This window comes from Pseudarthrobacter sp. GQ63 (genome assembly GCF_059758765.1).
The window spans coordinates 49,466-69,173 of sequence record NZ_JCAXEF010000013.1 but is presented as its reverse complement, the minus strand read 5'-3'; the positions used below and the strand labels follow the sequence as shown (position 1 = coordinate 69,173).

At 62.3% G+C, this 19,708-nt stretch carries 16 protein-coding genes and 1 tRNA gene; 8 read left to right on the top strand and 9 right to left on the bottom strand.

Annotation, left to right across the window (positions count from 1 at the left end; genetic code table 11):
• Nucleotides 1-41: 41 nt before the first annotated feature.
• From AC6CHP_RS17350 to dnaA, 9 genes are all read right to left on the bottom strand, one after another.
• A tRNA-Ile gene (locus tag AC6CHP_RS17350) sits at nt 42-115 on the bottom strand.
• A 97-nt stretch (nt 116-212) separates the two neighbouring features.
• Nucleotides 213-911 (bottom strand): DUF3566 domain-containing protein, encoded by a 699-nt coding sequence (locus AC6CHP_RS17345; protein ID WP_498231266.1) that lies wholly within the window; start codon nt 909-911, stop codon nt 213-215.
• Nucleotides 908-3,583 (bottom strand): DNA gyrase subunit A, encoded by a 2,676-nt coding sequence (gyrA, locus tag AC6CHP_RS17340; protein WP_498231265.1) that lies wholly within the window; start codon nt 3,581-3,583, stop codon nt 908-910. Before gyrA ends, AC6CHP_RS17345 begins: the two co-directional genes overlap by 4 nt.
• A 54-nt stretch (nt 3,584-3,637) precedes the next feature.
• On the bottom strand, nt 3,638-5,725 hold the full coding sequence (gene gyrB / locus AC6CHP_RS17335; RefSeq protein ID WP_498231263.1) for a DNA topoisomerase (ATP-hydrolyzing) subunit B: 2,088 nt from the start codon (nt 5,723-5,725) through the stop codon (nt 3,638-3,640).
• A 380-nt stretch (nt 5,726-6,105) separates the two neighbouring features.
• Entirely contained in the window at nt 6,106-6,666 is a 561-nt protein-coding gene (locus tag AC6CHP_RS17330; RefSeq protein WP_104186669.1) for a DciA family protein, read from the bottom strand.
• On the bottom strand, nt 6,650-7,861 hold the full coding sequence (recF, locus tag AC6CHP_RS17325) for a DNA replication/repair protein RecF (protein WP_188729174.1): 1,212 nt from the start codon (nt 7,859-7,861) through the stop codon (nt 6,650-6,652). The genes AC6CHP_RS17330 and recF overlap by 17 nt, the downstream gene beginning before the upstream one ends.
• A gap of 46 nt (nt 7,862-7,907) precedes the next feature.
• Nucleotides 7,908-8,792 (bottom strand): phosphogluconate dehydrogenase (NAD(+)-dependent, decarboxylating), encoded by an 885-nt coding sequence (gene gnd / locus AC6CHP_RS17320; RefSeq protein WP_498231295.1) that lies wholly within the window; start codon nt 8,790-8,792, stop codon nt 7,908-7,910.
• A 103-nt stretch (nt 8,793-8,895) separates the two neighbouring features.
• A complete protein-coding gene (gene dnaN, locus AC6CHP_RS17315; RefSeq protein WP_427116643.1) occupies nt 8,896-10,020 on the bottom strand; it encodes a DNA polymerase III subunit beta in 1,125 nt (374 codons plus the stop codon).
• 525 nt (nt 10,021-10,545) lie between these two features.
• Entirely contained in the window at nt 10,546-11,970 is a 1,425-nt protein-coding gene (dnaA, locus tag AC6CHP_RS17310) for a chromosomal replication initiator protein DnaA (protein ID WP_104186677.1), read from the bottom strand.
• Nucleotides 11,971-12,437: 467 nt separating this feature from the next.
• Here dnaA and rpmH point away from each other — a divergent pair, with 467 nt between their 5' ends.
• The 8 genes from rpmH to AC6CHP_RS17270 all read left to right on the top strand — a co-directional run bounded on the left by rpmH (nt 12,438) and on the right by AC6CHP_RS17270 (nt 18,160).
• Nucleotides 12,438-12,575, top strand: coding sequence for a 50S ribosomal protein L34 (gene rpmH / locus AC6CHP_RS17305; protein ID WP_003800212.1), 138 nt, complete (start codon nt 12,438-12,440; stop codon nt 12,573-12,575).
• Between the two features lie 39 nt (nt 12,576-12,614).
• On the top strand, nt 12,615-13,025 hold the full coding sequence (gene rnpA, locus AC6CHP_RS17300) for a ribonuclease P protein component (protein WP_174178543.1): 411 nt from the start codon (nt 12,615-12,617) through the stop codon (nt 13,023-13,025).
• Nucleotides 13,018-13,413, top strand: coding sequence for a membrane protein insertion efficiency factor YidD (gene yidD / locus AC6CHP_RS17295; RefSeq protein ID WP_498231259.1), 396 nt, complete (start codon nt 13,018-13,020; stop codon nt 13,411-13,413). The genes rnpA and yidD overlap by 8 nt, the downstream gene beginning before the upstream one ends.
• 15 nt (nt 13,414-13,428) lie before the next feature.
• Nucleotides 13,429-14,409 (top strand): membrane protein insertase YidC, encoded by a 981-nt coding sequence (yidC, locus tag AC6CHP_RS17290; RefSeq protein ID WP_498231257.1) that lies wholly within the window; start codon nt 13,429-13,431, stop codon nt 14,407-14,409.
• On the top strand, nt 14,409-14,975 hold the full coding sequence (locus tag AC6CHP_RS17285) for a Jag family protein (protein WP_188728450.1): 567 nt from the start codon (nt 14,409-14,411) through the stop codon (nt 14,973-14,975). Before yidC ends, AC6CHP_RS17285 begins: the two co-directional genes overlap by 1 nt.
• Before the next feature lie 21 nt (nt 14,976-14,996).
• Nucleotides 14,997-15,647, top strand: coding sequence for a 16S rRNA (guanine(527)-N(7))-methyltransferase RsmG (gene rsmG, locus AC6CHP_RS17280; RefSeq protein WP_188729172.1), 651 nt, complete (start codon nt 14,997-14,999; stop codon nt 15,645-15,647).
• 89 nt (nt 15,648-15,736) lie between these two features.
• Entirely contained in the window at nt 15,737-16,804 is a 1,068-nt protein-coding gene (locus AC6CHP_RS17275; protein ID WP_308421959.1) for a ParA family protein, read from the top strand.
• Between the two features lie 63 nt (nt 16,805-16,867).
• On the top strand, nt 16,868-18,160 hold the full coding sequence (locus AC6CHP_RS17270) for a ParB/RepB/Spo0J family partition protein (protein WP_498231254.1): 1,293 nt from the start codon (nt 16,868-16,870) through the stop codon (nt 18,158-18,160).
• The last annotated feature ends 1,548 nt before the right edge of the window (nt 18,161-19,708 follow it).

Below are 19,708 nucleotides of genomic sequence, written 5' to 3'. Positions count from 1 at the left end.
TTACGCAATCCAAACCTACACTTGAACCTGCACAGGTTCCGTGGGCGTACCAGGACTTGAACCTGGGACCTCTTCGTTATCAGCGAAGCGCTCTAACCGCCTGAGCTATACGCCCCGATGCCTCATCGGGCCGAGACATGACTTTACAGCACATCCCGGCCCGATCTCAAATCGGGCCTTTCCGCGGCTGTCAGGCCTGCGGAAAAGGGACTTTAGTCGTCCGTGAGGGTAACGCCGATACCGCCCACCAGGGTGGCGGAGATGTTGTACAGCACAGCGGAAAGCATGGAAAGCGCGGTCAGCAGGACCACGTTCACCACCGCAATGATGGTGGCGAAAGAGGCCACCTGGCCCAGGGAAGCAACCTTCTTCAGCTCAAAGCCGCCGCCCTCGGAGCCGGCCAGCGTGCCCAGCAGGCTGTCCACCTGGTCGAAGATGCCCGTCAGGTCAAGGACGGTCCACAGGACAATGGCGGCCACCACCGTGACGATTCCCAGGGCCACGGACAGGAGGAAGGCCATCTTCAGGACAGACCACGGGTCCACCTTGCTGATGAGCAGCCGGGCGCGCCGGACCTTTGCCTTCGGTGCAGGCTTCACAAGGCCGGGGTTGCCCTGGCCCGGAGCGCCTCCTGCTGGGCGCTGGCCGGCTGCTGCGGGCCGCTGTCCCGGTGCCGGGCGCTGGCCGGGCTGGCCGGGCTGGCCTGCAGGACGGTCGTTCTGGCCCTGTGCCGGACGGTCACCCTGTGCAGGACGCTGGCCGGGAACGGCGGGGCGTTGCCCGGGGGCGGCGGCGGGGGCGGCCGGGCGCTGCTGCGGACGGACGGGAGCGTTTACCCGTGGTGCGGCTGAGGGCCGGTTTCCGTCCGGAGCGGTGCTGTTCGACTTGGGAAATGAGTCGGGATTACTCACTCGTTACCTTCCGTGTAGTCTTCGTTCGGCTCAGCGTCGCCCGAGGCGTCCTCTGACTCAACGGCCGGTGATTCTTCTGCCACTGCTGGGCTGGTGGAATCCTCGGGGGATCCGCCATCTTCAGCCAACGTTACGTCATCCTCCGGCGATTCCTCGCCCTCAAGACCCCGTTCGCTGTTGCGTGCCACCTCGATAATCCGGTCATTTTTGTCCGGCTTGGCAAAGATGACGCCCATGGTGTCGCGTCCCTTGGCAGGGACTCCGGCAACCGAGGAGCGGACCACCTTGCCGCCCTCCATGACCACCAGCACCTCGTCCTCTTCCTGGACAATCAGTGCCCCCACCAGGTCACCGCGTTCTTCCGCGAGCTTGGCTACCTTGATCCCCAGCCCGCCACGGCCCTGGAGCCGGTATTCCTCAACAGCTGTCCGTTTGGCGTAGCCGCCCTCGGTGACGATGAAGACGTAGGAACCGTCGGTCACCACGTTGGCGGCCAGCAGCTCATCCTCTTCGCGGAATTTCATGCCGGTGACGCCGGAGGTGGCCCGGCCCATGGGGCGGAGCGCATCCTCGGTTGCGGTGAAGCGGATGGACTGGCCCTTGCGGGACACCAGCAGCAGGTCGTCGGTCTCGGATACCAGCTGCGCGGAGACCAGCTCGTCCCCGTCGCGGAGGTTGATGGCAATAACGCCGGCGGAGCGGTTGGTGTCGTAATCCTCCAGCCGGGTTTTCTTGACCAGCCCGCGCTTGGTTGCCAGCACCAGGTAGGGAGCCTGCTGGTAGTCCTTCAGGTCCAGGACCTGGGCGATGTGCTCGTCCGGCTGGAATGCCATCAGGTTGGCCACGTGCTGGCCCTTGGCGTCCCGTCCGGCCTCCATCAGTTCGTAGGCCTTGGCACGGTAAACGCGGCCCAGGTTCGTGAAGAAGAGGAGCCAGTGGTGCGTTGTCGTGACGAAGAAGTGCTCCACCACGTCGTCACCGCGGAGCTGGGCACCCTTGATGCCCTTGCCGCCGCGCTGCTGGGAGCGGTAGTTGTCGCTGCGGGTGCGCTTGACGTAGCCGCCCCGGGTGATGGTGACCACCATTTCCTCTTCGGGAATGAGGTCCTCCATGGACATGTCGCCGTCATAACCCATGAGGATCTTGGTGCGGCGGTCATCCCCGTGCTTGTCCACGATTTCGCCCAGCTCGGTGCTGATGATTTCCCGCTGGCGCTGCTCGGAGCCGAGGATCTGGTTGTACTCGGCGATCAAGGCTTCGAGTTCGGCGTGCCGGTCCTGGATCTTTTGGCGTTCAAGGGCGGCAAGGCGGCGCAGCTGCATATCCAGGATGGCCCTGGCCTGCAGTTCGTCGATGTCCAGCAGTTCCATCAGGCCGTCACGGGCTGCCTCGGTGGTGTTGGAGGCGCGGATCAGGGCGATCACTTCGTCCAGCATGTCCAGTGCCTTCAGGAGGGCCCGCAGGATGTGGGCTTCCTCCTCAGCCTTGCGCAGCCGGTACCGGGTACGGCGGGCAATGACGTCCATCTGGTGGGTTACCCAGTGGCGGATGAAGGCGTCCAGGCTCAGCGTCCGCGGAACGCCGTCCACGATGGCCAGCATGTTGGCGGAGAAGTTGCTCTGCAGTTCGGTGTGCTTGTAGAGGTTGTTCAGCACCACCTTGGGCACGGCGTCGCGCTTGAGGACGATGACCAGCCGCTGTCCGGTGCGGCCGGAGGTCTCGTCCCGGAGGTCGGCAATGCCCTGGATCTTCCCGTCCTTGACGAGTTCGGCGATCTTGATGGCCAGGTTGTCCGGGTTGGCCTGGTACGGAAGCTCGGTGACCACCAGGCAGGTGCGGCCCTGGAGCTCCTCGACGTTTACCACGGCACGCATGGTGACCGAACCGCGGCCGGTCCGGTAGGCATCCTCGATGCCCTTGTGGCCCAGGATGGTGGCGCCGGTGGGGAAATCGGGGCCCTTGACGCGCAGCAGGAGTTCTTCCAGCAGTTCCTCGCGGCTGGCCGTGGGGTTGGCCAGGTACCACTGCACCCCGTCAGCTACCTCGCGGAGGTTGTGCGGCGGAATGTTGGTGGCCATGCCGACGGCGATACCCGAGGAGCCGTTCACCAGCAGGTTGGGGAAACGGGCAGGAAGGATGGTGGGTTCCTGGTTCTTGCCGTCGTAGTTGTCCTGGAAATCGACGGTTTCCTCGTCGATGTCACGGACCATTTCCATGGCCAGCGGCGCCATCTTTGTTTCGGTGTACCGCGGTGCGGCAGCGCCGTCATTGCCCGGGGAACCGAAGTTGCCCTGGCCGAGGGCCAGGGGGTACCGCATGGTCCAGTCCTGGATAAGGCGGACCAACGCATCGTAGATCGCGGTGTCACCGTGGGGGTGGTACTGGCCCATGACCTCGCCCACCACGCGGGCGCACTTATTGAAGGAGCGGTCCGGCCGGTAGCCGCCGTCGAACATCGCGTATAGGACCCTGCGGTGGACTGGCTTCAGTCCGTCGCGGACGTCGGGGAGTGCACGGCCCACAATGACGGCCATCGCATAGTCGAGGTAGGACCGCTGCATTTCAGTCTGCAGGTCCACCTGCTCCACGCGGTCTATCAGCACGTCGCCTTCAAGAACGGTGTCCGGAGTGCCGGCTTCGGAGGCCGGGTTCTCGGGTGTTTCGTCGCTCATTTTAATTTCCGTTTCAGGTATATGTCAGTAATCGAATATCTACCGGACCGTGTCCTAGATATCGAGGAACCTGACGTCCTTGGCGTTCTGCTGGATGAAGTTGCGGCGCGACTCGACGTCCTCGCCCATAAGGACCGAGAAGATCTGGTCGGCGGCGAGGGCATCGTCCATCGTCACCTGCAGCAGCGTGCGGTGGTCCGGGTCCATGGTGGTGTCCCACAGCTCGGTGTAGTCCATTTCGCCCAGGCCCTTGTAGCGCTGGATGCCGTTGTCCTTGGGAATCCGGCGCCCGGCAGCCTGTCCGGCCACGAGTTTCGCGTCGCGTTCGCGGTCGCTGTACACGTAGTCGTGGGCGGCGTTGGACCACTTGATGCGGTACAGCGGGGGCTGCGCCAGGTAAACGTAGCCGTTCTCGATCAGGGGCCGCATGTAACGGAACAGCAGGGTCATCAGCAGGGTTGTGATGTGCTGGCCGTCCACGTCGGCATCAGCCATCAGGACGATCTTGTGGTAACGAAGCTTGGAGAGGTCGAAGTCCTCGCCGATGCCTGTGCCGAAAGCGGTAATCATGGACTGGACTTCGGCGTTGCCCAGCGCTTTGTCCAAGCGCGCGCGTTCCACGTTCAGGATCTTTCCGCGCAGGGGAAGGATGGCCTGTGTCTCCGGGTTGCGGCCGCGCTTGGCGGAACCGCCGGCGGAGTCGCCCTCCACGATGTAGACCTCGCATTTCTCCGGGTTCTTCGAGGAGCAGTCGGAGAGCTTGCCGGGCATGCCGAAGGATTCCAGCGGGCTCTTGCGGCGGGCATTGTCACGGGCCTTGCGTGCGGCCATCCGTGCCTGCGCCGCGGAGATCGCCTTCCGGATGACGTCGCGGGCAGGGCCCGGGTTGCGCTCCAGCCAGTCGCCCAGGCCGTCGGTGACCACGCGCTGGACAAAGCCCTTGACCTCGGAGTTGCCGAGCTTGGTTTTGGTCTGGCCTTCGAACTGGGGTTCGGCGAGTTTCACGGAGATGACGGCGGTGAGGCCTTCGCGGATGTCATCGCCGGTCAGGTTGTCGTCCTTTTCCTTGATGATTCCCTTTTCGCGCGCGTAGCGGTTGATCAGGGACGTCATCGCGGCCCGGAAGCCCTCTTCGTGGGTGCCGCCCTCATGCGTGTTGATGGTGTTGGCGTAGGTGTGGACGCTTTCGGAGTACGCGTTGGTCCACTGCATCGCCATTTCCAGGGCAATCTTGCGGTCCTTGTCCTCGGTTTCGAAGGCGATGACGTCCTCGTGCACCACGTCGACCTTCTTGCCCGAGTTCAGGTGCTTGACGTAGTCCAGCAGGCCGTCGTCGTACTGGTACACCACGGTGCGGTGTTCTGCGCTGACCTCGCCCTCGGTGACCACGGCGTCCAAATTCAGGTCGGCGTCGCCGTCCGCTTCAGCGGAAGTGCGCTCGTCCGTGAGCGTGATGCGGAGGCCCTTGTTAAGGAAGGCCATCTGCTGGAAGCGGGCGCGGAGCGTCTCGAAGTCGAACTCGGTCACTTCGAAGATCGCCGGATCCGGGTAGAACGTCTGGGTGGTGCCGGTGCGGTCCGTCTCTTCGCCCTTGACCAGGCTGCCCTGGGGCTTGCCTCCGTCCGCGAAGGACATGCGCCAGACGTGGCCCTGGCGCCGGACTTCCGTATCCACGCGGCTGGACAGGGCATTCACGACGGAGATTCCCACGCCGTGGAGCCCGCCCGAAACGGCGTATCCGCCGCCGCCGAACTTTCCGCCAGCGTGCAGGATGGTCATGACCACTTCAACCGTGGGCTTGTGTTCCGTGGGGTGCATGTCCACCGGGATGCCGCGGCCGTCGTCCACAACCTTCACGCCGCCGTCGGCCTGAAGGACAACCTCAATGTGCGTGCAGTAGCCGGCCAGTGCCTCGTCCACGGAGTTGTCAACAACTTCATAGACCAGGTGGTGGAGTCCGCGGGGCCCTGTGGAGCCGATGTACATGCCCGGACGTTTCCGGACGGCTTCCAGGCCTTCAAGGACAGTGATGTCGCTGGCGCCATATTCACGCTGCGTCCCTGGCGCGGCCGGGGTGTCAGGCGTACGGGCATCCTCGACTGCGGGTTCAGCTGCCAGAATATCTGTATTGTCGTTAGCCACAGGCGCTGTCGACTCCTCTGTTCTCGATGATGGCCGGCCGAATCCTCCCCGGTTACTGCAAGGAAGTCATCCGCCAACAGGCACAAACTTGTAGCGCCGATGTATGGCTGACGGTGGATCCGCACTCCGCGGGCTTGAAACGCGCGGAAAACGGACCCAGTCAACGTTCACCCGCGCCCAGTTATCTACAACGATTCTACCGTGCAGGCGGCCAATTCCCCGCATTCCAGGGCCTTCCACGGGCGGTGGTGTGCCTGCCGGAGGCCGTTAGCCGCGCCTTGGGCGCACTGGCAGGACGGCCTCCGGGTGCCTATACACCCTCCCGCCCTTTTAGGGCTCTACACGCCGTTACGTCGATTTTCAAGAGTGCGCTGCCGGCACTACCCGTAGGTGTCGCGGGGACCCCGCCCGTTCACGGACCTGCCGCCCTTGCGCCAACTTGGTGCAGATGGGCCCAGAACCTGGATGCTCGTGACCACTCCGTCCCCCAGCTCCACCCGGAACTTCTCCAGAAGGCTGGTGCTGAGGAGCCGGAGCTGGGTGGCCCAGGCAGTCGAGTCGCAACGGACGTGGAGGGTGGTGTCGGTAAAGCTCTCGGGAGTGCAGTGGGCCGAAATTTCGGGGCCAACCAAGGTGGCCCATTCGGCCATCACGGATCCGACCGCCACCGGCGACGTCCAGCCGCGCTCCGCCACCAGTCGCCCCACCACCTTGCCCAGGCCGAGGGGATCGCGGCCGCTGGCGTGGAACTGGCTGAAGCCGCGGGTGTCGCGGATGCCTTTTTTGGCTTTGGCAGTGCCCGGGCGGGATGCGGTTCTGCGGATTTCGCCCCGGGCTGCGGCGGCCTCCCGCATCCTGTTCAGGGCAACCTGGGGAGCATCGATGTTGTCGGGGTCGCGGCCGGGCTGAAGCCCGCCGCCTTTTTCACTGTCCCTGCTCATCAATACCTCCCGGGATGACTTTCACCCGCCGTCCGGAGAGCTCTTCCGGGATGTCGGCGTCAACGGCGGCGGTCACCAGGACCTGTTCCGCGCCGGAGACTATTGCGGCCAGTTTACGCCGCCGCTGGACGTCCAGCTCGGCAAAAACGTCGTCCAGGATGAGGATGGGAGCCGAGCCCCCTGTCCGGGTGTCGTCCAGCATCACGTAATAGGAGGCGAGCCGAAGGGACAGGCACATGGACCAGGTTTCGCCATGGGACGCATAGCCCTTGGCCGGTGCCTGGCCCAGGATGAGTTCCAGTTCGTCACGGTGGGGGCCCACCAGCGAGATGCCCCGCTCTATCTCCTTGCGCCGGGAGTCCGAGAAGGCCTTGACATACCGTTCCGCCAGCTGTTCCACGGACAGCTGGCGCAGGTCCTCCACGTCCGCTGCGGCACCCCCGGCAACGGTGCCGGCTGCACGCATCAGCGGGGCGCCGTCGTCGTCCATCTGGTTTTGGAGGCTGGAACGGTAGACGGCGTCGGCGGGTTTGGATGCATCGGTCAGCTCCGCGTAGGCACGGCCCAGGTGCGGCCGCAGCCGTTCCACCAATTCAAGCCGCGCGTGCAGCAGTTCGGCTCCGGCTTTCGCCATGTGCTGGTCCCACACATCCAGGGTCGCCTCATGGGCGGGCGTAAATTTTCCTGCGCGGGCTGATTTGAGCAGCGCATTCCGCTGTTTCAGGACACGGTCGTAATCGCTGCGGGTGGCGGCGTGGTGCGGGACGAGGCTGGCGAGCAGTTCATCGAGGAAGCGGCGTCGGTTGGAAGGATCGCCCTTCACCAGGGCCAGGTCTTCCGGCGCGAACAGCACCGTCTGGCAGATACCCAGGAGATCGCGTGCCCGCACCGGATTGCTGCGGTTGATGCGCCCGCGGTTTGCCCGTCCCGCATTGATCTCCAGTTCCAGGACGGTAATCTGTTCCCCGCGGACCAGCCTGGCCCGGACCAGCGCACGTTCCGTGCCGAACCGGAGCAGGGGCGCGTCCGAGCTGACGCGGTGTGAGCTGAGCGTGGCCAGGTAGCCGATGGCCTCCATCAGGTTGGTTTTGCCGATGCCGTTGTATCCCACAAGGACAGTGACGCCCGGCTCCAGGGCCAGGTCCACCTGGGCATAACTGCGGAAGTCGGTCAGGGAGAGGTGTTCTAGGTACACGCGGTTTTTCGGCAATTCCGGGAACCTCGCGGCTCCCTGCTGGGTATTACTTGGCGGGACGAGTGGCGTGGCCGCCGAACTGGTGCCGCAGCGCGGACACCATCTTCATGGCCGGGGAGCTGTCCTCGCGGGACTCGAACCGGGCGAACAGCGCCGCAGTGATGGCCGGCGCCGGAATTGCATTGGCAATGGCTTCTTCCACGGTCCACCTGCCCTCACCGGAATCCTCGACGTAGTCGTCGATGTTTTGCAGTCCCGGATCCTCATCGAGGGCTTTGACCAGCAGGTCCAGCAGCCAGGACCGGACCACGGTGCCCTTTTGCCACGCGCGGAACGTTCCGGGCAGGTCACTGATGATGTCCTTGGAAGCCAGCAGCTGGTAGCCCTCGGCATATGCCTGCATCAGGCCGTATTCGATCCCGTTGTGGACCATCTTGGCGTAGTGGCCTGCGCCGATCCCGCCCACGTGGACAAAGCTGTCCGCCCGGTCACCCTCGGGACGCAGGGCGTCGAAGACAGGAAGCGCGCGCTCAATATCGGCCGCGTCGCCGCCGGCCATGAGGCCGTAGCCGTTCTGCAGTCCCCAGACTCCGCCGGAGACTCCGCAGTCCGCGAAGTGGATCCCCTTGGCGGCAAGGAGTTCGCCGTGTTTCTGGTCCTCGGTGAACCGGGAATTGCCACCGTCGATCACCAGGTCATCCTCGTTGAGTTTTTCGCCCAGTTCCTTGATAACGGCGTCGGTGATGTCGCCGGCAGGAACCATGACCCAGATGAGCCGCGGCGTGGGAACTGCAGCCAGGAGCTCATCGATGGAGGCGGCGTCCGTAACGTCCGGGTTGCGATCGTATCCGGTGACCTCAACGCCGCCATTGCGCAGCCGTTCGCGCATGTTGAACCCCATTTTGCCAAGGCCGATCAGTCCAATGTGCACGGTGGAACTCATTTCTGCGCTAGGGGTCGGGTGTCATCAGGGGATGCCCAACTAGGTAGCAGTAGGTGTCGTTTTGGGCGCCCAAAACGACACTTGGTGCTACTTAGTTGGGGAGGCGGACCGGCATCACCAGGTAGCGGTAGTCATCCTGGTCTTCGCCGTCGGCGTCTGCCTGGGCTGTGATCATGGCGGGCTTGGGTGCCGTGGTGAAGGAGAACCGGACAAATTTGGTTTCAATCACGCTCAGCCCCTCCACCAGGTAGTGGGGGTTGAAGGCCACGGTGATGTCCTCACCGGAAAGCTGCGCTTCCAGTTCCTCGGACGCCTGGGCGTCCTCTCCGGTGCCGGCGTCCAGGTTTAGCTGGCCCTGCGTGAAGGCCAGGCGCACCGGGGTGTTGCGTTCCGCCACGAGGGAGACGCGCCGCACTGCCTCTACGAGTTCCTGGGTCTGCACGGTGGCGTGGATGGGGGTGGAGTCCGGGAACAGCGAGCGGATCTTGGGGTAGTCGCCGTCAACCAGCAGGGAGGTGGTGGTGCGTCCGCCGCTTTCGAAGCCAATCAGACGGCTCTCGTCATCGGCGAGGGCGAGGTGAATGTCGCCGCTGTTGCCAAGGGTCTTGGCCACTTCGTTCAGGGTCTTGGCCTTAACCAGCGCGCTGGTTGAAATGCCGGGCGTGACCGGCTTCCACGGCACCTCCCGCATGGCCAGCCGGTAGCGGTCGGTGGCGAGGAGCGTAATGAGGTCGTCCTCGATCTCCATCCGCACGCCGGTGAGGATGGGCAGGGTGTCATCCTTGCTGGCGGCGATGATCACCTGGGACACCGCTTGGGCAAAGGAGTCGCCGGGAACGGTACCGCTGATGGGCGGAAGCGCGGGAAGCGGCGGGTACTCGGCTTCCGGCATGGTGGCCAGGTGGAAGCTGCTGCGGCGGCAGGTCAGGGTGACTTTGTTGCCGTCCGTTTCGACGTCGACCGGAGCCGACGGCAGGCTGCGGCAGATGTCTGCCAGGAGCCGGCCGGAAACCAGGATGGTGCCCTCTTCCCTGATGTCCGCTGCGATTTCCAGGCGGGCAGAGGTCTCGTAGTCAAAGCTCGAGAGGCTGACGGTGCCGGCTTCGGCTTTCAACAGCAACCCGGACAGGACCGGTACGGGCGGCCGCGGAGACAACGAGCGGGCTGTCCAGGTGACGGCTTCTGCCAGGACGTCCCGATCGACTCTGAACTTCACGGAAGGGTGCCGCCTTTCATTGCTGCTGCGTTGATGTTCCTGAAACGTCCCGCCGGGAGTTCCGAAGAGTTGTTGCCCCGCTCGTGTTCCTGCATGGTCCGTGCTGCCGGAACCACACGAAAACCCGAGGATGGGAGCGCTGCTGACAGCTTAGCCGGAAGATCCGGGATTAACCCATCCCCCCAAGCCAGCCGGGCCCCTTTGGGCCGGTCGGCCTGGAGAGGTTCGGGAGGGCGGACCGGTCTTGTTGTTTGAGGGATTTCAATTTCTTGGGATTAGTAGTGTTAATAACTGCTGTGGAAACTGTGGATAACTCCCCCTCACCGCGAGATCCGGCGGTTAAGGCCTGTTCATGGACTGTGGGCGGCGGAGGTTTTAAACAGGGTGTGGATGGGGACAACATTTTTCGCGATTTTTCGAATCCACAGGCGCCTTAAGGGTTTTAAGCCCATTAACCGCGGTTGTCCCCTTAAGTATCCACAGGCTTATCCACATGCACCTGTTAATAAGGTATAGAGACGGCGGCTACGAGTCGCGCTGCTGCTGCTTGATCCGGTTGGTCAGCTCCGTCACCTGGTTGTAGATCACACGGCGCTCGGCCATCAGCTCGCGGATCTTCCTGTCGGCGTGGATCACGGTGGTGTGGTCGCGGCCGCCAAGCTCCTGGCCAATCTTCGGCAGCGACATGTCCGTCAGTTCACGGCAGAGATACATAGCGATCTGTCGTGCAGTCACCAGGGTCCGGGTGCGCGATTTGCTGCACAGCTCCTCCATGCTCAGCTTGAAGTACTCGGCGGTCTGCTGGAGGATCTGGCTGGACGTGATCTCCTGGGCGCCGTCGTCGGTGATGAGGTCCTTGAGGACCATCTCGGCAAGGGCCACGTCAACGGGCTGGCGGTTAAGGCTGGCGAACGCGGTGACGCGGATCAGGGCGCCTTCGAGCTCACGGATATTGCTGGAGATTTTTGATGCGATGTACTCGAGCGCGTCATCCGGCGCGGACAGGCCTTCGCTGAGCGCCTTCTTGCGGAGGATCGCAATCCGGGTTTCAAGTTCCGGCGGCTGGATGTCGGTGAGGAGGCCCCATTCGAAGCGTGACTTCATGCGGTCCTCGAACCCTGCCAGCAGCTTGGGCGGCTGGTCCGAGGTGATCACTACCTGCTTATTGTTGTTGTGCAGCGAGTTGAACGTATGGAAGAACTCCTCGAGCGTCCGGTCCTTGCCTGCGAGGAACTGGATGTCGTCGATGAGCAGTACGTCGACGTTGCGGTAGGTGGTCTTGAAGCTTGCACCTTCATCGTCGCGGATGGAGTTGATGAAGTCGTTGGTGAACTCTTCCGAATTCACGTAGCGGACGCGGATGCCGCTGTAGAGCCGGCGGGCATAGTGGCCGATTGCGTGCAGGAGGTGCGTTTTTCCGAGTCCGGAGTCGCCGTAGATGAACAGCGGGTTGTACGCCTTCGCGGGTGCTTCAGCCACTGCGACGGCAGCGGCGTGGGCGAAGCGGTTGGACGAACCGATGACGAAGGTATCGAAGACGTACTTCGGGTTCAGCCGGCCGAACTCGTGCGACGTGCTGGGCAGCATCGGCTGCGGCTTCTGCTCGATCAGCTGGTCCGCGGAGAAGGACGGCTCGACGACGACGGGTTCAGGTTCCGTGTGGATGGGCACCAAATCGGTATCGACGTCGATGGCGCAGCGGATGTCATCGGAGAAGACGTTGTGCAGCGCATCATCCAGTGCGTCCTTGACCTGGGTCTGGAGCACTTCGCGGGTCAGCTCGTTGGGGACGGCCACCAGGAGGGTGGAACCGATCAGGCCCTGGGCCTGCGCGAGGATGACAAAGCCCCGCTGACGTGGTGAAACACGGTGGTCCTGTTCCAGCAGGCTGACAACACGCCGCCAGGAACTTCCGACAGTATTGGCGTGGTTGGCTTCGTCTACTGTCATCAATCGGTTCCCTCAAAACTTGCTTTGCCTGCATTGCCTGCAGCCGCAAGTCATGAACCAGGATGGATTCAGCTTCATCCACAGGGTTATGCACAGTCCGTGGATAATCGGCTACTGGGCCACTCTAGGGGATGAAAAGCCTAGAAGATAGCTGGCAAGTAGCTTGTGGATAATTACACCGGTGTGGTTCGGAAAAGGGGGCTGTGAGCCACTTCATCCACAGGCTCCCGGGGCAGGTTAGGCACAGCTGGGGATAGAGGACACAAGGGGTTCCGGTTTGACTCGGGGGCTTAAATTGCCCTAACGTTGTGAAGTCCTTTGTGTCCGCTTTTTGGCCCCATCTGAATCTCTCAAGCGCAGTGCGTTTGGGCAGCCGGGGGAAGCGTGCATATACAAAACTTAGCGTCGGCCAGTTCTTCCCCATATTGATCGGGTGGGCGCACCTTTGATCCACTGGAGTAACTAACGTGAGCAAGCGGACTTTTCAGCCGAATAACCGCCGTCGAGCCAAGAAGCACGGCTTCCGCCTTCGTATGCGTACCCGTGCCGGCCGTGCCATCCTGGCAGCCCGTCGTGGCAAGGGTCGCACCGAGCTGTCGGCCTAAATACTGACTCGTCGGTAGACATTTCTTTGCGAGTTTAAGGTGCTGGCCACCCGTAACCGTTTGAGGACTGCATCCGATTTTTCAACAACTGTACGTTCCGGTGTCCGCAATGGACGCCGGAACGTAGTGTTATATACGGCAGCCATTGCTGCTGACGAACCCAGCCGGATCGGGTTCATCGTTTCCAAGAGTGTAGGGAACGCTGTGGTCAGGAACCTCGTTAAGAGGAGACTGAGAGAAGCAGGTGCTGCCTCGCTGCGCGAGCACGGTACCGGGTTTGCCATAGTGGTCCGGGCGCTTCCTGCGTCCGCAACTGCCAGCTGGGACCAGCTGCTGTCTGATTACAATGCCGCATTGGAATCGACGATGGTCCGGCTGGCCGGCCGCCCCGCAAGGGCTGCTGCCAAGGATTCGGCCGGTACAACACAGGAGGGGACACCGCGTGCGTAACGCCACCGCCGTCGTCGTTACTTCTCTCCAGCGTGGTGCTGCATCCGTGGGGCTGTTCCTGTGGAACCTGCCCCGGAATATCCTCATTGTTCTTCTCAAGGCCTATCGCAAGGTGATTTCCCCCTCGTACGGCCAGGTGTGCCGGTTCTTCCCCTCCTGCTCGGCCTATGCGCTGGAAGCTGTCACTGTCCATGGCGCTGTCAAGGGAAGCTGGCTCGCTGTCCGGCGCCTTGGCCGCTGCCACCCATGGAACGCCGGCGGTGTGGACCACGTCCCCGCTGGCCATCGGGAATGGCCTGAGCACCAGACCCCCACAATTGTTGTGCTGAACAACCCGGACAAGTACCTGGCTGCTCGGACTGATGGAGAAGGCCGCAGTGCGGCCTGACGAATAGGGATAAGTATGGACTTCTTTGAAACAATTATGTTTCCGTTCAAATGGCTTGTGTCCATCATCATGGTGGGATTCCATGAGGGACTGACTGCCATTGGGCTGCCGGAAGCCTCCGGCTGGACGTGGACGCTGTCCATCATCGGCCTGGTGCTGGTGATCCGTGCCGCCCTGATCCCCGTGTTCGTCAAGCAGATCAAGGCCCAGCGCGGCATGCAGCTGCTGCAGCCCGACCTCAAGAAGCTCCAGGACAAGTACAAGGGCAAGACCGACCAGCTGTCCCGCCAGGCAATGGCGCAGGAACAGATGGCCATGTACAAGAAGCACGGGACCAACCCCTTCTCGGCCTGCCTTCCCATGCTGATCCAGATGCCGTTCTTCTTCGCACTGTTCACAGTGCTGTCCGGTATTTCGACGGCGAGCCGAGAGGGCGAGGGTATCGGTGCGATGAGCCCAGAGCAGGTGGTGCAGTTCGACAAATCCACCATCTTCGGCGCCCCGCTATCGGCAACGTTGCTTCACGGCACGCCCCCCGGTGGCAACGTGGTTGCCGTCTGGATCCTCTCCATTGTCATGATCCTCGCCATGACTGCCTCGCAGTTCATTACGCAGAAGCAGATCATGGCCAAGAACATGTCCGAAGAAGCCATGGCCAGCCCCTTCATGCGCCAGCAGAAGATGATGCTTTACATCCTTCCGATTGTCTTCGGTGTTGGCGGCATCAACTTCCCGATCGGCGTCCTCATCTACTGGACCACCACCAACCTGTGGACCATGGGACAGCAGTTCTTTGTGATCCGCCGCATGCCGACGCCGGGATCCCCCGCCGCAAAGGCCCTCGCCGAACGCCGGGCTGCCAAGGGCCTTCCGGCCCTCCCGATCCTGAGCGGCAAGAAGGATGAGGCAGCCGACGCCGCTGCTGCCGCCGCGGCCGTGGCCCAGGCCAAGGGCCAGCGTATCCAGCCACAACGCAAGAACAGGAAGAAGAAGTAATGTCTGCCGAGAGCACCGAACACGCCCTGTCCGAGGAGATCATTGACGATCAGGACGCGTCCGAGAACGGGGAGGCTTCCCTGACCAAGGCTTCCTCAGCCAGCCGCCTGGAGGAAGAGGGAGACGTGGCAGCGGACTACCTCGAGGAGCTGCTGGACATCGCCGACATCGATGGAGACATCGATATTGAGGTCCGTAACGGACGGACCTACATCTCCATCGTGACCGAGGAAGAGTCAGATGCCCTGGACAGCCTGGTGGGTGAGGACGGCGAAGTCCTCGAGGCCCTCCAGGAACTGACCCGGCTTTCGGTGCTGTCCGCAACCGAGAACCGCTCGCGGCTGGTGCTGGACATCAACGGTTACCGGCAGGAGCGTACCGGCCACCTGCAGAAGGTTGCCGAGGACGCCGCCGCTTCAGTGAAGGAAAGCGGCCAGCCGGTGGCACTTGAGCCGATGAGCGCCTACGAGCGGAAGATCGTCCATGATGCCGTTGCTGACCTGGGACTGGTCAGCGAATCCGAAGGCGAAGGCGCCGGACGCCACATCGTTGTATCCGCCGAGTAGAGAATGGCTGATCCGCTAACCATGGTTGACATTACGCCAGCTGAGCTTTCGGCCGCGGAGAAGATCTTCGGCGACCGGTTGGACCTTGCTAAACGCTATGTTGAACACCTGGCGACCTCCGGCACGGAGCGCGGCCTCATTGGACCGCGGGAGATCCCCCGCCTGTGGAGCCGGCACGTCCTTAACTGCGCCGTCATTGAGAGTGCGATCCCCGAGGGGAGCCACGTCGCCGATGTCGGCAGCGGTGCAGGCCTGCCCGGGCTGTGCCTGGCGATTGCCCGGCCGGACCTGGAGCTGACCCTCATCGAGCCGCTGGAACGCAGGGTGATGTGGCTCCAGGAAGTTGTTGACGACCTGGGCCTGGACAACGTCACAGTCATGCGGACCCGGGCTGAACTGGCCGTGGGGCACGTTGAGGCGGATGTGGTGACGGCCAGGGCTGTTTCGGCCCTCAGTAACCTCGCAGGCCTGACCATTCCGCTTCTTGGCGGCAAGGGCGAAGTAGTGGCCATCAAGGGCCGCAGTGCCGCCGAGGAGATCGAAAAAGCCGCCAAGACCATCCGTAAGCTTGGGGGCGTCGAGACGTCGGTTCTTACGGTTGGTGAGAACCTCCTGGAGGAACCCACCACCGTGGTTCGCATCGTTGTAAACAAGTCCCAAAAGAAGGCCTAGTTCGGGCCCGGTGGCCTAACTCTGGCGGGTCCAGCGGTTAGGCTAGACAACGGCAGCAAATTTGGCTGAACGAGAGTGAGTGTGCCCCAGTGACCAGTAGTGAAGCCTCCACACAACGGATACCCCCGTTTGTGTCTTTGGGGTCAGCACGTTCTGTCGCTGGTCCTATCGCGACCCCCGCCAGAGGCGGGATTCACCCGGAACGGGTTTCGAAGGCCGCCAAGTCAGCAGCCGTTTCACGTGAAACAACTGCTGGCGGTAGATCCAACGTTATTGATGCGATCGACGATTCCAGCCCCATTGCCCGTGAGCTGGCGCATGAAACCAAACGCCGTGAACGCCTGGTAGGCCGCCAGCTGCCGCGCCCTGAGAACACCCGAATCTTCACGGTCTCCAACCAAAAGGGTGGGGTGGGGAAGACCACCACCACCGTGAACATTGCGGCGGCGCTGGCGGCGGCTGGCCTCAATGTCCTGGTGATCGACATCGACCCGCAGGGCAACGCTTCGACCGCCCTGGGGATCGAACATCACGCGGACGTGGACAGCATCTACGATGTCCTGATCAACGACGTACCCCTCGCTGATGTGGTGGCACCGTGCCCGGACATCGGAAACCTGATCTGCGCACCCGCCACCATCCACCTGGCCGGCGCGGAAATTGAGCTGGTGTCCCTCGTGGCCCGTGAGCAGCGGCTCCGGCGAGCCATTGACGTTTATGCCAAAACCCGGGAAAAGAACGGGGAACAGCGGCTTGATTACATCTTCATCGATTGCCCGCCGAGCCTTGGACTGCTGACCGTCAATGCTTTCTGCGCAGCCAACGAGGTACTCATCCCGATCCAGTGCGAGTACTACGCACTTGAAGGACTGAGCCAGCTGCTGAAGAACATCGAGATGATCCAGAAGCACCTGAATGCCGATCTGGTGGTGTCGACGATCCTTTTGACCATGTACGACGGCCGTACCAACCTCGCAGCCCAAGTTGCGGCCGAGGTTCGCCAGCACTTCCCGGATCAGGTCCTCTCTGCCGTGGTTCCGCGCTCGGTGCGCATCTCGGAAGCACCGAGCTACCAGCAGACGGTAATGACGTACGACCCTTCCTCCAGTGGAGCCCTGTCTTATCTGGAAGCCGCTGCTGAAATAGCAGAGCGCTAAAATCTTCAAACTGCAACGACGGGAGCCTGGCAACGCCTGGCTCTACCACTGGAGGGATTACCAATGAGCGAGAAACGACGCGGCCTGGGCCGCGGTCTGGGTGCGCTGATTCCAAGTTCCGCCGCCGCCAACGGGTCGGGTAACGCGACAACCGTCTCGCGTCCGGTAGATCTCTTCTTCCCTGAGGGACGCAAGAAGACGGAGTCTTCAGAGGAGGCCGTCGAGCCCCAGTCGTCGAAGCCCGCAGCAGACAAGGCTACGGCGGCTACGTCCACCAAGCCCTCCTCAGCTAAATCCAGTACTGCCAAGTCTGCTGCGGGCAAGGGAACAGATGCTGGAAGCCCGGCACCCAAGCCCAGCGCTGCCGCGAAGGCAAAGACGGAGACCGTGGCCACATCGGCCGGCGCAACAGACGATGCCGGTGACACCGAGCAGGAGCCGACGACCGGCATGCCTGAAGCGGCGGCGTCCGCAGATGTGCCCAGCGAGCGATCGGAAACCCCTGTGTGGGATGACGGCGGCGTGGACCTGGTCGAGGTTCCGGGCGTTCGGTTTGCTGAGATTCCGGTTGGCGATATCCACCCCAACCGCAAACAGCCGCGCTCCGTCTTTGATGAAGACGACATGGCGGAGCTTGTCCACTCGGTACGCGAAATCGGTGTCCTCCAGCCAATTGTGGTGCGGAAATCAACCGAAGACGGTAGTGAGCCGTTTGAGCTGGTTATGGGTGAACGCCGGTGGAGGGCAGTACAGGCTGCCGGCCTCGAAACTATCCCCGCAATAGTCCGTGACACGACCGACGATGACCTGCTTCGGGATGCGCTGCTCGAAAACCTGCATCGCAGCCAGCTGAACCCCCTGGAAGAGGCTGCCGCCTACCAGCAGCTCCTTGAGGACTTCGGAACAACTCATGAGCAACTGGCTGACCGCATTGGCCGATCCCGCCCCCAGGTCTCGAACACCCTGCGGCTGCTCAAGCTGCCCCCGTTGGTGCAGCGCCGTGTAGCAGCCGGCGTTCTCTCGGCAGGCCACGCCCGCGCCCTCCTGGCGCTTCCTGACGCCGCGGCCATGGAGCGACTGGCCCAGAAGATTGTTGCGGAGGGTATGTCGGTTCGTGCCACGGAAGAAGCTGTGACGCTGTACCAGGATCCGGCGAAGCCTGCGAAGAACAACATTCCCCGTCCGGGTGCCCGTCATGAGCGGCTCGACTACTTGGCGTCGTCGCTTTCGGACCGGCTTGATACGAACGTCAAGATCTCCCTTGGTGTTCGTAAGGGCAAAGTAAGCATTGAATTCGCGAGCGTCGAAGACCTCAACCGGATTATGGAGGTTTTGGCGCCCGGCCAGACCGGATAGCGGGATGTGTTTAGGTAGGGCCCGATTCACTCCGAATCGGGCCCTAGCTGTATCCAGGAGCTTCACCCATTCGATTCGAGTATGGCGGATGCTCGTAAGATCTCGGGAGGTCGTCCAGCCACTGTGTGTTACGGATCCTTTGGACGAGCAGCCGGGGCTGGATGGGGGGAGGCTGCATGGCTGCTGGTTCCGAGTATCGGCCATGCGACGATTTCGAACTGATTCCGCTCGGCAACTTTGTCTTTGGCCGAAACACATGCTGCTGGGTAGCCAACCCAGGGTTTCGGACATCTGGGAGCTGAATAGTGGCCACAGCTAGTCTAGAAAGCGGGCTGGGGCCAAAGAGAGGTCATAAGTGGAATGAACGCATTTGCTAGTTTCTGCTCCTAGGCTGAGGTTCTATTCTGCGTAGATTAGCGTTTCACGTGAAACAGGCGGGGCCCCCGGCGCTGTTCTCGTCCAAGACGAAGGGGCTTCAGCGAGTGCAGCCACTCTGAAAAGGGAAGCGCCGTCCGCTAACGCCACCATTTAATCGTCGTGATGAGATTTTCTGAAGCCCCATCGACGCCTAATGAGTGACGATACGTTCTCTACGTCCGTGGTTACCGTCCGGCCGTGATCCTGGAACCTTTCGGAACGATGATCTGACGTCGTGCGGGTGTGGACGGTGCTCGTGTACTCGGTTCACGCCACGTAGAGCTGATGTGTTCGAGACGTTCGGACCTCGAGGACCGCTTCTCCCCGCACGTTTCACGTGGAACATGTCGGGTCGGTGCCTCTTGCTGACTGTCTCATCGGCCGCGTCAATTTGTGCACGGTGTTGTCGGCATTACGGCCACTCCAGCGAACTCCGGTCTGGGAGCTGAGAAGCGCTACGAAGGGGGGTAGATACCGCTGTGTTGTGTCGGAACGCAGTGCCGTCGTCAGAGCCTCTGCAGGGGCCTCGCGTCGCCCGTTAGGACATAAATACTGAGGCGAAGTGCCGGGCTCCCCCCTGCCACTCATTTTGGCGGTGGAGGCCCGCTTAGGGACCTATTGCTGGGTCGAGCGCGCCCAAGCCGCTAATCAAAAGGCATTGGGGCAAACCTCGGCCTCCGCTGTGCCCGGATTGTTTCACGTGAAACAGTGCGAGGAAGACCAACTGCGGAATAGGACTGAGGACTGACCGGAACTAGACCGGAACAAGGCCCAGCGCTGCGACAGCGAGTCGGAATCATGTGCCGGCTAGTGAAGCCATACGTGGGACACAAGTAGCCTCGATGACCTCTGCCTTGAGTGGACGCACTCCCCTATGCACGACCTACCACGCATGCTCACTCCCAAAATGAGAGCCTTCTCGACTCTCAACTGTCCAGCTCCGGTTACCGCTTGAGATACCCGATGGGACCTAAGCAAACTTCACACGTAATGACCACGATCTCAAGTTTGCGTACATAGAAGATATGCCGCCCATTCAGATGATCGGCGATGCGCGACAGCGGGCAGAGGAACCCCCTGGGGAATTGTCAGCGGATTGCTCGTCGAAAGGAGACATGTGGTGGTTTATAT